The sequence below is a fragment of the Pseudomonas sp. BN415 genome (assembly GCF_029871195.1).
Lineage (GTDB): Bacteria > Pseudomonadota > Gammaproteobacteria > Pseudomonadales > Pseudomonadaceae > Metapseudomonas > Metapseudomonas resinovorans.
Map to the genome: position 1 here is coordinate 46,112 of NZ_SSOK01000070.1, position 14,972 is coordinate 61,083.

A 14,972-nucleotide genomic window follows, 5' to 3' on the forward strand; every position below is an offset into this window, starting at 1 on the left:
GTCAGTTCACCGTCATCGCCATGGCGTACAGGGGATTGCCAACCCGCCCTTGCGGCAGGTCGGCATCCAGGCAAGCGACGCCGTCGGCGATCTGGCCGGCGCGGCCCGGAGCGTGCAGGAAGAAGGCGGCCGGAGCGTCCTGCTCGAGGCCCTGAATTTCGCCCTCGCGGGCAATCAGGTGGTTCAGTGCGCAATCGCTGTCGTCCAGCGCCACCGAGCGCACGGAATTCCAGCGACCACCACGGACCAACAGCAGATTGGCGCGGCCGGGCTCGGCGACCAGGAAGAGGAAGTCATCCCGCGTCAGGGCGGCGCGGAAACGGTTGAACGCGGCCATCAGGTACGGCTGCACCGAGGCGAGGTTCAAGCCGCTGGCCTTGGCCAGGGTGCGCAGCTGGGTGAGCAGTTCGCCCGGCATGGCGGCGGCCAGGCGCGGCCGGCCGGCGGCCTCCGGCGACAGGCGCAGGCTCCAGCCGTCGTCCAGGGCGCCGTAGATGTCTTCGAAGCACAGGCGCGCGTAGCCGGCCAGTTCGTCGAGGCTGTTGATGGCTTCGCTCCAGGGCACCAGGCAGAAGCGTGTGTAGTGGCTGGACAGCACCACCCGCAGTGCCGCCCGCCCCGGCTTGCGCTTGACCAACAGGCTCTCCAGCGCCGCCAGGGCAGCCGGCCAGGCCAGGCCGCCGACGCAGTCGAAGTCGGCGCTGCCGAGCCACTGTCGGTCACGGCTGCGGTAAAGGCCCACACTGTGGGGGCCTAGTACGGCGACATAGGTCTCACGCGACAAAGGTGACACGGTTGATCTCCTCCAGCGTGGTGCGACCTTCGCGGACCAGGTCCAGGGCCGAAGTGCGCAGCAGGCGCAGGCCGCGCTTGACCGCCAGGTCCTTGATACGGCTGATGGGCTGGCGCTCGATGATCAGTTGGCGCAGGTCGTCGTCCAGACGCAGCAACTCGGCGATGGCGGTCCGCCCGCGATAGCCGGTGCCGCGGCAGCGGCCACAACCCGGACTGGTCACGAAGTGGTACTGGTGGGCGCTGGCCGGGTCGATGCCCGATGCCAGCAGCTCCTCCTCGGACGGCTGCACGGTCTCGGCGCAGCTCGGGCAGGCCAGGCGGATCAGGCGCTGGGCCAGCACGGCGTTGAGCGCCGAGACGAAGCTGTAGGGGTCCACTTCCATCTGGGCGAAGCGACCAATCACGTCGAACACGTTGTTGGCGTGGATGGTGGTGAACACCAGGTGACCGGTGAGGGCCGACTGCACGGCGATCTGCGCGGTGTCGGGGTCGCGGATCTCGCCGACCATGATCTTGTCCGGGTCGTGCCGAAGGATGGAGCGCAGGCCACGGGCGAAGGTCAGGCCCTTCTTCTCGTTCACCGGAATCTGCAGCACGCCGGGGAGCTGGTACTCCACCGGGTCTTCGATGGTGATGATCTTGTCCACGCCGTGGTTGATCTCGGTGATCATCGCGTACAGCGTGGTGGTCTTGCCGCTGCCGGTGGGACCGGTGACCAGGACCATGCCGTAGGGCTCGGCGGCCAGCCGGCGCAGGCTGCGCAGGGTGCCTTCCTCGAAGCCCAGGGCTTCCAGGCGAACGCCGTTGACCTGGTCGGCCAGGTCTTGCTTGTCCAGCACCCGCAGCACGGCGTCCTCACCAAAGATGCTCGGCATGATGGACACGCGAAAGTCGATCTGCCGGCCATTGATGCCGATCTTGAAACGGCCGTCCTGCGGCACGCGCTTCTCGCCGATATCCAGCTCGGCCATCACCTTCACCCGCGAGATCACCTGCTCGGCCAGCTCCACGCCCGGCACCCGGCTGGAACCGCCGAGCACGCCGTCGATGCGGTACTTGATGGTCAGCCCATTACCGGTCATGCCCAGGTGGATGTCGCTGGCGTGCAGCTTGAGGGCATCGTAGAGGGTGGAGTTGACCAGCTTGACCACCACGCTGGAGTCTTCGCTGATGCGTGCCAGGGACAGGGTTTCCAGGGCTTCGCTTTCCTGCACCGCGCCAGCACCGGCCTGCAGGGATTCGACGGCGTGGAAGCTCTCCTCGTGGCGTTCGAAGAAGGCCGCCAGTTCCCGGGGATGCACCAGGTACAGCGGCGCGCCCTGGCGCTGCTCTTCGATCCAGGCCAGGCGAGACTCGTCGAAGGGGTCGGCGAACACAGCGAGGGTCTCGCCTTCCAGCTCCAGCAGCACGAACTCGCGCTTGAGGGCGAGCGCCAGGGGAATCCGCTCGAAGCCGGGCGTACCCCGGCTGAGGTCCTCGAAGGCCAGCACCGGGTAATGCAGCGTGTTGCCCAGGCGCCGGGCGAAGGCATCGGGGGTCAGGTTGGCCAGCTCGTCCAGGGCGTCCACCAGGCGATGCCCCAGCTCGACCGAACGCTTGCGCGCAGCGCGCATCAGTTCGGTGTCGAAGCGCTCCAGTAGCGGCTGTGCAAGGAGTTGGCTGTCCATGGTCGTGCCTCCAGAGGCCCTGGCGATCCGGCATGGCCGGAATCCGCCTTCAACTGGACATACGCACGCATCGTGCCAGTCATTTTCTGTGCTGGAGGTGTTTCTAAGTCGCTGATTTGCAATGGGGGTGGTTTACCCGCCACCGGGGGTTCCCCCAAAACCGGGGGAATGGCCGATGTTGGCCAGTGGCTATCCCCAGAAGTGGGGGATGGAGACAACTCCACTCTCCCTCAGTGCGTGGCGTGGATGTCGCTCTTCACATCCACCAACGGTGCACGATCGAGGCTCCGATGGTGGACCGGTGAAACGTGGTCCACCCTACGGGGCCGTTGCGCGGACCTTGGCGAATGAATTGGCTATGTCTGCATTACATGTTGTAGTCACCTGCATCGCCCGTAGGAGCTGGCTTGGCCCGCTGGTAGATCTCTCGCAACAGCTAACGCAGACATAGCGAATGAACTCGCCCCTACAACACCACCAGTACTTCTACCCTGCCCTTCTCGCGCAGTTTCTCCAACGCCAACTCGCGTCCCTGGGCCATGCGTTGGCCAGTGAGGTACTGGCGCACCAGGGCCTTGGCGCGGGCCTCATCCATCGCGGGGTCGAGCTGTGGCTTGAGGCTTTCGAAGGCCGCTTGCACCTCCGACTCGGCGGGTGGGGTTGTCGCGGCCAGTGCATCGAGCACGCGGCTGGCGACCAGCTCGTGGTGCAGGTAATCGCGGTAGCCGGACTCGTCGAAGCCGGCCTCTTCCAGGGCACGGGAAAAGCCCTGGGTGTCGGGGAAAGCGGCCTTCATCTCGGCGAGGCTGCCAGCGATCTCCTCGTCCGACACCGTCACGCCCAGGCGGCCGGCCTCCTGCCAGAGCAGTTCCTTGTCGATCAGTTGCTGCAACGCTTCGCGCTTGAGCCGCTTGTAGGCCTTCGGGCTGCGGATGGCGCCCACCTGGCGGCCCTGGATCTTCAGGTAGTCGGCGAAATGCCGCTCCAGGCGGAAATTGCTGATATCGGTGCCGTTGACCCTCGCGGCGATGCCGGTTTCCCCGGCCAGCGCCAGGGGCGTGAGCAGGCCGATGATCAGGCCGAGCCAGGGGTTTGCTTTCATGACCTATAGCCTCGTGTCGACTTTTACGAAACGACCCAGCGGCCGAAAGCTCTGGCCGTGCAGGTCCACCGTGACGATATGCGCGCCAGCCAGGCCCACCCGCTGCCCGGGGCCGAACTCCAGTGCCGGGGTCAGGCCGGTGTGGAAGCCATGCAGGCTTTCCAGGGCGCTGACCAGCTTTTCGCGGCTGGCCTCTCGCCCCGCCCGTTTGAGCCCCTCGCTGAGCAAGGCGGCCGCGCAGTAGGCGCCTACCTGCAGTACCGCGTGTTGGCCACCCAAGCCCTGGCTGCGACGGATCGCCAGCAGCGCCGCCTCCCCCTCCGGGGTCCAGTCCGCGGGCATGAAGGGATAGGCGAGGAACAGCCGCCCGGAAAAACGCTGCGGAATACGCAGGGCGCTACTGGCGACCTGAGCCGACGCCGCGAACAGATAAGGCGAGAGGTCCGCCGCCTGGAGCTGGTCGGCCAGTTTCGCGAATGCCTCCGACTGGCCGAGGAAAAACACGCCCTGGGCGCCTTTGGCCGCGTGGCCAAGCGGGGCATCCGTATGCGCCGCGTCATAATCCAGCAGACGCACACGCGCCCAACCCTGATCCATCAGGCGCAGGGCTAGGGCCTCGGCCAAAGCCTTCTGGCGGGCGTCATCGGGATAGGCCACGACCGCCTCCGGCTGATGCAGGCCAAGATCGCTGGTGGCGTAGCCCGCCAGGGCGAACATCTGCTCGCGCAGCCCCGGCAGGGTGGTGAACACCAGGGGGTTGTTGGTGGTTTCGTCGAACAGCGCCAGCGGCCCCACCAGCGGCACGCCTGCCTGGCCGGTCAGTTCGGCGAGGTCGCCGTCCAGCGCCGGTACCAGGGGCGCCACCAGGGCGAAAACCTGATCTTCGCCAAGCAGCTGTTCAAGCGCTCGTTTCGTGCTCTGCCGGTCCATGCCGGGGTCGCGTATTACCAATGACAGCTGCCGGCCATGGATGCCACCGGCCTCGTTGACCCGGGCCAGGGCGCCGCGCAACACCGCCTCCACGGTATGGCCCAGTTCGACCAGTGGCCCCTGGGTGGGCAGCAGCGTGCCCAGGCGCAGTTCGGCGTCCTGCACGCCGGGGTCATCATCGTCCTCCAGGCGCTTGAGGTAGGCGGTGAGGTTGGCCATGTCACGCAGGGACATGACGAAACGTGGCATGGCCGGATCGAGGCGGTTCCCGGCGGGGTCGCGGCCTTCCGTCACCGCGCGCTCCAGGGCACCTTCATCGTAGGGCCCGTGGCTGCGGCCGTTGGCCTGCACCTGGCCGTAGGGCCGGGAGAGACGCCGCCAGGTGATATCCGGCGGGCGCACGCCGCCTTCCGGACGGCCCCGGCCATCGGCGCCGTGGCAGTTGGCGCACGGCATCACCGCCGCCGGCACCAGGGTGTCGGCGGCGCCGACCCGTGCGCTGATCTCGCCATTGGCCGAGCCCACACCTTCCAGGTAGATGCGTCGGCCGGCCGCTTCGCCGGGGCTCAGCTCCAGCCCGGCGGCCAAGGGCGCCTGTATGAACAACGTGACCAGCAGCAGGGCTCGCCACATGACCGCGCCCTCAGCGCCCGGCCATGGGCATAGTCATCAGCTGCAGGCGCTGGGCGATGGCATTCACGGGCGCGTCGGGGCGGATCTTGCTCCAGCGCTTGTTCGGCACGTCGCCGGCGATCAGCAGTGTGGAATGGGCCTCCGGGCTTTCCCCCAACTGGCCGAGGCGCGACAGCACCAGGTCCATGTCGGCCTTGTCGCCAGTGAGGAAGATCCAGTTGGGCGAGTCGACCCCGTGTTTGGCGGCGAAGGTCTTGAGCACCTCAGGGGTGTCGTTCTCGGCGTCACTGGAGAGGGAGATGAAATAGACCTGTTTGGCCAGTTCCTCGCCCATGGACTCGCGCACCTCCTTGAGCTTGCGAGTAATCAGCGGGCAGGCGTCCGTGCAGTGGGTGAAGATCACGTTGAGCATCACCAGCCGGCCCTTAAGCACGTCGCTGTAGAAGCGCACGGTCTGGCCGTTCTGGTCGCGCAGCACGGTGTCAGTGAAGTAAGCCTGGGCGTCCGTGGTGCCACCCGCGGCCAGGGGCCGGGAGGCGGGGGCATTGGAGGGCGCGGCGCCCTGCCCTTCATGGCCCTCGTGGCCTTCGTGGGCGGCGGCGCCGGTGGCAAGGCCCAGGGCCAGGACGAGCGGGATCAGGCGCTTCATGGGCGGATCTCCTGGAGCAAGGCGGTGTGATCATGGCCACCGTGTGCGCGGGCGGCGCGGAGTTCTTCGACCCGGGCCATGAGCACAGCGGGGTCGGTGAAGCCATAGAAGCGGGTCCACTGCTGGCTGCGGCCGTCGCCGACCATGATCAGCGGCGGGTGCTCCGCGTAGTTGGCCGTCCAGGTGCCGAGCCCCTTGAGGGTTTCGCTGACAGCTGCGTTGCTGCCGGTGAGCCAGCGCCAGCCATCACCCGCGCCGAAACGACCGGCGTACTCGTGCAGGCGTTCCGGGGTGTCGCGCAACGGGTCGATGCTCAGGGAGATCAGTTGCACCTCGGTGCCGGCGCGCTCGCCCAACTGGTTCTGCAGCTTCTGCATGATCGCCGAGATCACCGGGCAGACCGTGGTGCAGCTGGTGTAGACGAAGCCCATGACGACGATGCGGTCGCCCACCAGGTCGTCCTTCAGGCGCAGCTCGCGCCCATCCTGGTCCAGCAGCGGGACATCGGCGAAGGTCACCTCGGCGCCCGGCTGGGCGCTGGTGTGTCCCTGATGCCCGGCATGGGGGTCGGCGGCCTGGCTGGCCATGTGCGCGGCGTGTTCTTCCGGGCTGTGGGCCTGCGCGGGAAGAACGCCCAGCCCCAGCCCGAGCAGGGCGATGGCGATACCTGACTTCAGAGCTTTCATGACGTGCTCCTTTACGGGTTGGTCCGCGCCTGGTCCGCAACGGCGCGCAGGCTGGCGTAGGGTTGCGAGCCGAAGGGCATGCCCAGGGACGACGACCCCACGTGCAGGTAATAGGCGCCGGCGGTCTTCAGCTCGATCGGCGCTTCGTAGATACCCCCGCCCACTTCCACGGCGGCCACTTCGTGGGGGCGCGAGGCCGGGGCCAGGAAGTAGCGCACGCGCACGTCGGTGATACCGGTTCTCGGCTGGTCGCCGCTGCCCTGGAGGATGCGCAAGCGCGCTTTGGCCGGAGCGCCGGCAGCCACCTGAGGCTGGTCGATGAGGAACTCCACGCGCGGCTTGCTGCGCTGGGCGGCCAAGGCCTTGTTCGGCTGCACTTCAGTGCGGAAACAGTGGGCGACGTTCGGCTGGTTGATGGCCACTGCCAGGTCGAACTTGCCCGGTGCCGGCAGCTTGATCCGGGTGCTGAACAGACCCGGCTCCACCTCGCGCATGCTGCGATCGATCACCCGCGCGGCACGGGAGGTGTGACCGCGGTTGAGGTAGCCGGTCATGGGGGCGTTCATGCCTTCCATGTAGAAGTAGGTGGAGTTGTCCACCGGGTTGACCACGAACACCGCGCCCTCGTCGCGGGCCTGGCTGAGGCTGTCGGCCAGCGGCAGGTCGCCGGCCAGCTTGGGCGCGGCCGGGCCGGCATCGAAGCCCTGGACGATCATCTGCTTGCCTTTGCCCAGGGACTCCAGGTTAATCATGGTCACCTTCGGCGACGCCAGGCCGCGCACGTAGGCGTAGTTGCGGGTGAATACCAGCTGGTAGGGCTCGGCGGTAACCTCGGCGCGCTGGACAATTTCGTCACTGCCGGCATCCAGCACCAGCACCTGGTCGTCGAGGCTGTTCAGGGCCAGGCCGAAGCGGCCGTCCTGGGTGAAGCGCAGCGGCCCAAGCCCATGGCCGGCGTCGATCACCTTGCGCACCTTGAGGCTGTGGGCGTCGATCACGGTGATGGTGCCCGCCTGGCCATCGCTGACGTAGAGCGCGCCGGAAAGGGCCGACAGGGCCAGGGACAACGGGCTTGGGCCGGTCTCGATGTCCTTTACCCGCTTCAGGCTGGCGATATCCACCACGGTCACCCGGCCGGATTCGCGACTGCTGACGAAGGCATGACGCGAATCGGCGCTGAAGGCGATTTCATGATGGCCATCGCCGGTCGCCAGGGTCGCCACGGTCTTGCGGGTCTGGGTGTCGATCACCGTGACGCCGCCCTTCTCCCCCCGCCGGGCATTGTTGCCAACCCAGAGGTAGCGGCCATCGGGCTGCAGGGCCACGCGCACCGGCTCAGGACCGGCGGGCAGGCTTGCCAGTACCTTGAACTCGGCGGTGTCCACCACCGCCACTTCACCGGCACTGGGCATGGAAACGTAGAGCAGGCGGTCGTCGGCGCTGGCGGCCCAGTCCATGGGCGGTCGCTTCAGGGCAACGCGGGTGAGGGTGCTGGTGATGCCGCCTACCGAGGTCACCGGGTCGATCACGGTGAGGGCGGAGTCTTTGTTCATCACCACCAGGTAGTAGCTGTTCAGGTCGACCATCGCACGGGCGCTGAGCACACCCTTGAGGTAGGTGCCGATGCGCACCTTGCACTGGTCGGCCTGGCCTTGCGGCAGTGCCTGGTCGAGCCAGGCCCCCGGCACCTGTCCGGCCAGCGGCTGGCCGGTGGTGGCGTCGGTGAGGCGCAGGCGGATATCGGCGAACATCCCTTCGGTGAGCACGCCATCGCTGCCCAGCGGCCGGGCCTCGAACTCGATGGCGACGCCGTCGCGCACGAGGCGCTCGGAAACGCCGGCAGGCGCGTCTGCCGCAAGCGCCTGGACGACCCACAGGCCGGTGAACAACAGCAGTCTGGAAGCTTTGTACAGGGCTTTCATCTGGCGTCCTTCCCCTTCGTCTGGACCTCGCCCTGATGTGGGAGCAATGCCTGTGCCAGGCGCGGTAGGGCTGTGGATTCAATGGGTTGCGACAGGTGACGGGCCGATCAGGCGAATTTCCCCCACCCATTCCCCTTTTTTGGGGGTGACCCGGCGGAGCCCGGAAAAAGAACTTCGTAGGCCAAACCTCGCCTGCGATTTTCAGTGTCACAGTCGGTCCCGATCGATGGGTTTCGTACCTCTACCCCTCCTACGAAGCTGCCCCAGGTGGGCTCGTTCCTTGTGGGGGCGAATTCATTCGCGATGCAGGACGCAGTCCTGCCTGGTGAGCCATCCCGGAAAAAGAAAATCGCAGGCCAATCCTCGCCTGCGACTTTCAGCGTCACGGTCGGTCCCGATCGATGGGTATCGCTTCGCTCCACACCATCCTACGAATCTGCCCACCGTAGGATGGGTTGAGGCACGAAACCCATCGCCGGGGTTTCGCCGCGCTCAACGCCATCCTGTGCCCTACTGCTCGTTGGTCACCCGCAACAGCCCCCAGACCCCGCCGACGTTGCCGAAGGCGGCGTAGTCCCGGTACAGGTAGTCGCCCGGTACCGCATTGGCGCCCCCGGCACTGGGAATCGACAGGCTGAAGTGCGCCGCCGGCAGCACGCTCTCCTGGGCGCCGATGTAGAGCGCCGCCGGGTTGATGCCAAAGCGCAGCGAGCCGATTCCCGCGTTCTTCAGCGGATAGCCCCAGACATCCAGCTTCTCGGACAGGAAGGGGTTGAACGCCCAGACATGGCCGTCCAGCTGGAAGGTCATGCCACGGCTGCCCCCAGACGGCATGGTCACATGGGTGCGGAACGGCTGGCCGGGCTTGACCTTCATGATCGGGGTCTGCGGGTCGCCTCCCACCAGTTCGTTGCTGTAGGCCATGTGGGCATTGGGCACGTCCCCCCAGCCCTGCCCCTGGGCGTGGCCGAAGGGCGCGTCCGGGGCCTTGGCGAAGCGGTACCACAAGGGCTCGCTCTTGTAGTTCACGGCCATGCCGGAGTTGTCCTTGGGATCGGCCGGGATGCCGAAGCCCTCGGAGGCCATGTTTTCCACCGGCCGGCCATCGGCCCAGCGCAAGTTCAGCGACTTGTGCAGCACCAGAGAGAAGTCGCGGTACGCCGTGCCGGACAGCGGGGTCACAGTGGCGGCGGCGCGCATGCCGGCATCCTCGGTCCAGGTAGCGCCCAGGGGTGCGATGCTCATGGCGCCGGCCAAGCCTTTCTGGCCTTGCTTGACCGGGTCGGCCGGCAGCAGGTTGAAACCGCCGAACTCCACCGGGGTGGCCGTGATGTTGTCGACGCTACGGCCGAGTTGGGTCACCGGCTTGCCTTCCCGCTCCAGGTGACCGACGTAGAACTTGTAGCTCTTCGACGGCCAGGCACCACCTGCCGCGCTGCGCGGCTCGACGGTCTGCACCGGGTTGATGCCGACGTTGAAGCCGTCGGCCTTGGTGATGTCGTAGGCCAGCAACTGGGTGTGCAGGCCGACGTGGCTGGAGGGCCGCATCATGTTGTTGTTGAAGGTGGTGGAGCCCTGGGCGCTGTTACGGTCGCGTTTGACCAGGCCCTGCATCACCGCGTAGGTCGGCAGGTCGGGCATGACCAGCGGCAGGCGGTTTTCCAATGTGATGTTCACACAGTCGCCAGCGGCGGCACGCAGCACCAGCGGCTCTACGGGAACGCCGGGCTTCAGCTTGCCGGTGAGCGGGTCCAGGTCGGCCTTGCGTACGTAGAGGATGGCGGTCGGGTCATGCAGCGGGCCGCTCTGCCCGCCGATGGTGAACACCTCGCCGTCTTCTTCGTCCACCACCGTGGCCTGCGGGATGGTCACCGGCCGCGAGTTGAACACCAGGGTGCCACCCTGCGGGTTCAGCGGGCCGCCAGCATGCATGCCCGCGCCGGCCGGATCGCCAATGGTCAAGCCCAGGGGGTTGCCGAGCACGTCGTTGGCCAGCACGGCGACAATCTCATAGTTGCGCTGCACGGTGCTGCGGGTGCCGATGCCGCTCGGGTTGGGGCTGGTGCGCGGGCACACCCCGTCGAACTGGGTGGTGTTGCGCGACGACACCGGACGCGGGTTGTTGGGCAGGGCGAACAGGTCGGCGCGCGGCTGGGTGTAATTGCGCATCACACCCCAGATGCCGTTCCAGTAACCCTCGATGGAAGCGTCCATGTTGTAGAGGTAGTCCGCGGCATCAAAGGTGACGTTGCCGGACATCATGGTCACCGGGGCAACGAAGCCGAACTGCTCGGAAATACCGACCATCTGCGAGGCCTTCCAGCCGGAGTTGCCGCTGCTGCCGAAGCCGGTGCCCGAGTGCAGCCACTTCACGCCGTGCAGGGTGACGTTGTGCTCTTCCTCATGGCCGCCGGCGTGCATGCGCAGCCGCACGTTATCGCCGGAGTACGCCCGCAGCAGTGGAGTGAAGGGGTCGCCCGGCAGGTCGCCGGCCACGTTGATGTGCGGCGGGAAGGTCGTGCTGGCACCGGTGGGGCCGGTGGCCGAGCTGATGGCACTGGGTGCCAGGTTCAGCGCGGGAATGGCGCGATCGGTACGGGTCTGCAGGGCATAGGCGAGATCGCCCGCCAGGCCATCGGCCTGCATGCCGGGCTTGCCGTCCGGGGCCACCTTGTTGGGGTCGAAGATGCGCAGTCCCACAGGCTCATTGCGGTAGTTCACGACGAACATGCCAGGGTCATCCACCGAGATGGCCTGCGGGCAAGGCCGGCTCGGACAGCCGGGGAGCTGGCCACTGGCAACCTCGCGTACCGACTCGAAGAGGTTCGAACCGGACTGACGCACGGGCGGGTTGATGGCGTAGCGGAAGCTGTCCATGGAGGTCGGGTAGGCGCCGGCATCCGGGATGCCGTCAGGCCCGGCCCCCACGTAAACCCCTGCCTCATAAGCATGCTGGAAGTCGCTGTACTCCATGAAGAACTCACGGAAGCTGTCGTTCTTGCCGTCGCCGTCCAGGTCACCGGTGGCGATCACCGCTTGCCAGGAGGTTGGGCCGCCGTCCTGGCGGGCGCCACTGTAGAGCGGCTGGCCGGTTTCGCCGTGGTACCAGCTGGAGCCTGCCGGTTCGGTGAGCACTGTGGCGTAGAGACCGATCTGCTGGTGGGTGGACGGGCCGAAGTGGTCGTGGGTGAAGATGTTCCCCAGGCCACGGTCGACGTTGTAGGTGTTGATCAGCGGATCGGCGAACCAGCGCTGCAGGGTCGTGCGGGCACCCAGCCAGTCAGCACGGCCGAACTGCCCGAAGTACGGGTGCTGCCTGGCGACCGGACATTCCAGGGTGCCGTCACGGGCGTCGCCTTCGGTGCAGAGGTTGTACTCACGGATGGCATGGATGCGTTCCACCACGCTGGCCGGCGAAAGGGTGCCGTCCTCGTAGTTCCAGCCATTGGCCGAGCCATCGGACGAGGTCAGGTCCCACTTCGGCAGGTGGATATGCTGGCCAACGATGTCGGTGGGGGTGCGCACCTGGTAGTCGTCCAGCTCGTACACCGCCGGAATCAGGTTGGTGTGCTGGTACATGGTGCAGTCGAAGGTGTTCATCCGCATCACCAGCGGCTCCGGCGGCTGCTGCTTGTTGATCACCGGCCAGGCGTCTTCCCAGAGGGCGAGGATGCGGGTCTGCGGGAAGTGGTAGCCGACCTTGTTGAACACCGCATCGAACTGGATGTTGGCGCCCTTGTAGACGCGCGGGCGGTCGGCGGTGAACGCCGAGCTACCGGTGAAAGACTGGCCGTTGAGGGAGTCGCCACTGTTGTAGCGACCAACCGCGGAGGCCTGGATCAGGCGCTTGCCGGTGTCGTCCATGCACGGCTCGTTATAAGGAGCGCCGGCTACCGGCAGGCTGCCATTGGTGCGGAAGTCCTTCGGCTGCACGGCACCGCCTGGCAACACGGCGAAGCTCGGGTGGCTGGGTTTGGCATGGAAGGCCATGGCCGATTGCTCGACGTCGGTGCCCTCTTCCGGGAGGAAAACGGCCTTGGCGCGATGGACCACCTTGGAGAAGTCCAGGGCGCTGGTGACCACTTCGGCCTCACCGCCAGCGGCCACGCCATCCAGGGTATGCCGAGGCAGGCCGCCGTCCCAGCCACCGGACTGGGCCGGGTCGATATTGGCCCACAGCGGATTGCCGGAATCCTTCAAGGCCTGGGCCTTGGCGGCATCCAGCATATCCAGCGGCGGGGTCGACAGACGCTGGCCGACGGTATTCTCGATGCCGCCGATCCAGAACGGGAAGCCGGGGTTCTTCAGGGTCCCGTCGGCGTTGCGGTTGGCTTCGCTGCGGTCCACCAGGGCCACGGAGCCCACCGGTTTGAGTTCGGGTTCGTGACCGGAGTCGTCGTCACCCTCTTCGTGCTCGTCGTCATCGTCGTGATCGGCAACCAGCTCGTCGCCGTACTTGGGTACCACGGCCACCTTGCCCGGCATGGGCGGCAGGGCCTTGCCTGGCAGCGGGACGACGGCGGGAATCGGCGTGCCGGCGATGATTTCGCCATCCGGCAGGGCGCGGGCGCCTTGGGCAGGCAGGCCACTGCGCAGTTCGAAGGCTTTCTCGTGGAAGCCGTCGTCGCCCTCTTCGGACACCTCCAGGCGGGTGCCTTCCTCGAACACATCGTGAATGCGCCACATGGCCCACATGCCCTGGGCGAAATGCGGATAGAAGTGGCAGTGGTAGATGGCGTCGCCGGAGGTACGGTTACGGTTGCCGGAACCGCCATTGGCGATTTCGTAGGTGTAGCCCGAGCCCGGGCCTATGCCCTGGGCATCGATGTAGTCGGAGTTGTCGTCATTCGGGTTGAACAACCACTGGTGGCCATGCAGGTGGAAAACATGCTGCTCGTAGCCGTTGTGGGTGTTGCGAAAGCGCACGGCATCGCCGATGTAACTGTGGGCCACGTTGGACGGCTCGGAGGGGAACAGGGCCATGGTCGCCTTGACCCCGGTGGTGCCTTCCGGCGGCACCTGGCCGGGCAGGATGCTTTCCAGGCCGACGTTGGCCGGCACGTCCACCTGCATGGCGATGTCACCCACCGTCGAGGCGCTGAGGAAGAACTCCTCGTAGGCGCAGGACAGGCAGTCGTGCATGGGACCAACGCCGAGACGGTTGGCCACCACTTCGGCGCCGATACCACCGGCGCCGTAGTTGATCATGAAGGAGTCGCGGGTCGGCTCCAGCACATGACCGAATACCGGGTCGTTCCAGTAGCCGGGAAAGGCCTGGGCGACGGCGTTCTCGTCATGGAAAACCGAGGAGAAGTCACGGAAGGGCTCCAGCCGGTTGGGCAGCGCCGGATTGCGCTTGCCGTAGCTTTCCAGCGGGTAGGTGTTCTGCGGGAAGGTGCCGTCGGGGTTGGGGCCCATGACCACGGCATCGGTGTCGCTGGAGATGATCTCGCCGTTGTCCATCATGGCGATCACCGGCAGCCCGGCCTTGCCTTCCTCGTTCCAGGGAGCCTCCTGCGGGTAGCGCGCTTCGTAGTCGATGATCGGCTGTCCGGCCGGAGTACGGCCGGTGGTGGCCAGGCGCATCTCCTCTTCCGTGACCACGTTGCGGTAGGTGCGCGCACCCTTGGGCAGCACCACCACCTGGCCGAACAGGCCGTTGGCGGTGTTGCCGCCCGTACCTTCACCACCGAAGGTAGCGCCGTAGCTGCTGGCGGCGAAGGCGCCCTCACGCTCGGCGTAAAGGGTGTAGCTGCGGCTGCCGCCGGGCGGGATCAGGGTGTTCTGGTTACGGCCGGCGTTGGTGGCGATGTCACCGATGTCGTTGACCGCCTGCATCCCGTTGACCTGGAAACCGACATGGCGGTCGGCGACCTGTTCGTCCTTCTTGAACAGCGGATCGTCCGGGTTGTTGGGGTTGGCCTGGTGGGCCAGCAGGTTCTGCAGGTTGATGGTCAGGCAATCACCGGCGGCGACGCGCAATACCAGCGGACGCGGGCGCTTGTCCGGACGCAGCGCCACTTCGCCAGGCACTGCCGAGCCCCCCTGGGTGAGCGGCGTTTCATTCTTGTCCACCACATCGCGGCGCAGGGCGAACATCATGCCGTTGATGTTCTGCGCACCGAGGCGATTGAACATCAGCGGCTGATCGAGGGCCACGACGTTGGCCACGATGTTGCGCTCACAACGGACCGCCGCCGCGGCGTCTTCGCCGCCAAGGGCAGCGCCCAGCAACAGCAGAACGCTGCCCAGATATAGAAATGCCCCCTGGGCACCTAAGCGGAGGGGAATTGCACGGCTCGAAGGGTTAGTCCGGTTCATCTTGGCTGACCTCGGTATCAGGTGCATGGATGCCAAATAGAGGGCAGGACGGTCCCAGCAATGCCTGTGCCATCACAGAAAACTTCAATAATTCAATTACTTATGATGAAAAACCAAGAAATGGCCAGCATTTTCCCCACCCGATTCCCACCCAATTCCCCGGTTTTCTGGGGGCGGCAAGCGGGCGGGAAACGCCGAACCCTGTAGGAGAGCACTCATGCGCGAGGGACCGCGTAACGGACGTAGGGGGTGGACGGCGATTTGCCG

The 14,972-nt window shown here is 66.5% G+C and carries 8 protein-coding genes; all 8 read right to left on the reverse strand.

From position 1 onward, the window contains the following. Position 1: 1 nt before the first annotated feature. Positions 2-793, reverse strand: a complete 792-nt coding sequence (locus tag E8F20_RS26690; protein WP_280286434.1) for a hypothetical protein — start codon at positions 791-793, stop codon at positions 2-4. Further along, on the reverse strand, positions 774-2,408 hold the full coding sequence (locus E8F20_RS26695; protein ID WP_280286517.1) for a GspE/PulE family protein: 1,635 nt from the start codon (positions 2,406-2,408) through the stop codon (positions 774-776). The genes E8F20_RS26690 and E8F20_RS26695 overlap by 20 nt, the downstream gene beginning before the upstream one ends. 520 nt (positions 2,409-2,928) lie before the next feature. After that, entirely contained in the window at positions 2,929-3,564 is a 636-nt protein-coding gene (locus E8F20_RS26700) for a SurA N-terminal domain-containing protein (protein ID WP_280286435.1), read from the reverse strand. A 3-nt stretch (positions 3,565-3,567) separates the two neighbouring features. Beyond that, the gene (locus E8F20_RS26705) at positions 3,568-5,127 is read right to left on the reverse strand and encodes an ABC transporter substrate-binding protein (RefSeq protein ID WP_280286436.1); all 1,560 of its coding nucleotides are present in this window, start codon (positions 5,125-5,127) and stop codon (positions 3,568-3,570) included. Positions 5,128-5,137: 10 nt separating this feature from the next. Beyond that, positions 5,138-5,776, reverse strand: coding sequence for an SCO family protein (locus E8F20_RS26710; RefSeq protein WP_280286437.1), 639 nt, complete (start codon positions 5,774-5,776; stop codon positions 5,138-5,140). Continuing rightward, positions 5,773-6,462 (reverse strand): SCO family protein, encoded by a 690-nt coding sequence (locus E8F20_RS26715; protein ID WP_280286438.1) that lies wholly within the window; start codon positions 6,460-6,462, stop codon positions 5,773-5,775. The genes E8F20_RS26710 and E8F20_RS26715 overlap by 4 nt, the downstream gene beginning before the upstream one ends. Positions 6,463-6,473: 11 nt before the next feature. Further along, the gene (locus E8F20_RS26720) at positions 6,474-8,384 is read right to left on the reverse strand and encodes a cytochrome D1 domain-containing protein (RefSeq protein WP_280286439.1); all 1,911 of its coding nucleotides are present in this window, start codon (positions 8,382-8,384) and stop codon (positions 6,474-6,476) included. A gap of 510 nt (positions 8,385-8,894) precedes the next feature. Beyond that, positions 8,895-14,705 (reverse strand): manganese-oxidizing multicopper oxidase MnxG, encoded by a 5,811-nt coding sequence (gene mnxG / locus E8F20_RS26725; protein WP_280286440.1) that lies wholly within the window; start codon positions 14,703-14,705, stop codon positions 8,895-8,897. Positions 14,706-14,972 lie beyond the last annotated feature (267 nt).

Bases quoted from the DNA above. Each gene is read 5' to 3' on its own strand.
- E8F20_RS26695 (WP_280286517.1), bottom strand. From the start codon at position 2,408: ATGCGCGCTGCGCGCAAGCGTTCGGTCGAGCTGGGGCATCGCCTGGTG.
- E8F20_RS26700 (WP_280286435.1), bottom strand. From the start codon at position 3,564: ATGAAAGCAAACCCCTGGCTCGGCCTGATCATCGGCCTGCTCACGCCC.
- E8F20_RS26705 (WP_280286436.1), bottom strand. From the start codon at position 5,127: ATGTGGCGAGCCCTGCTGCTGGTCACGTTGTTCATACAGGCGCCCTTG.
- E8F20_RS26710 (WP_280286437.1), bottom strand. From the start codon at position 5,776: ATGAAGCGCCTGATCCCGCTCGTCCTGGCCCTGGGCCTTGCCACCGGC.
- E8F20_RS26715 (WP_280286438.1), bottom strand. From the start codon at position 6,462: ATGAAAGCTCTGAAGTCAGGTATCGCCATCGCCCTGCTCGGGCTGGGG.
- E8F20_RS26720 (WP_280286439.1), bottom strand. From the start codon at position 8,384: ATGAAAGCCCTGTACAAAGCTTCCAGACTGCTGTTGTTCACCGGCCTG.
- mnxG (WP_280286440.1), bottom strand. From the start codon at position 14,705: ATGAACCGGACTAACCCTTCGAGCCGTGCAATTCCCCTCCGCTTAGGT.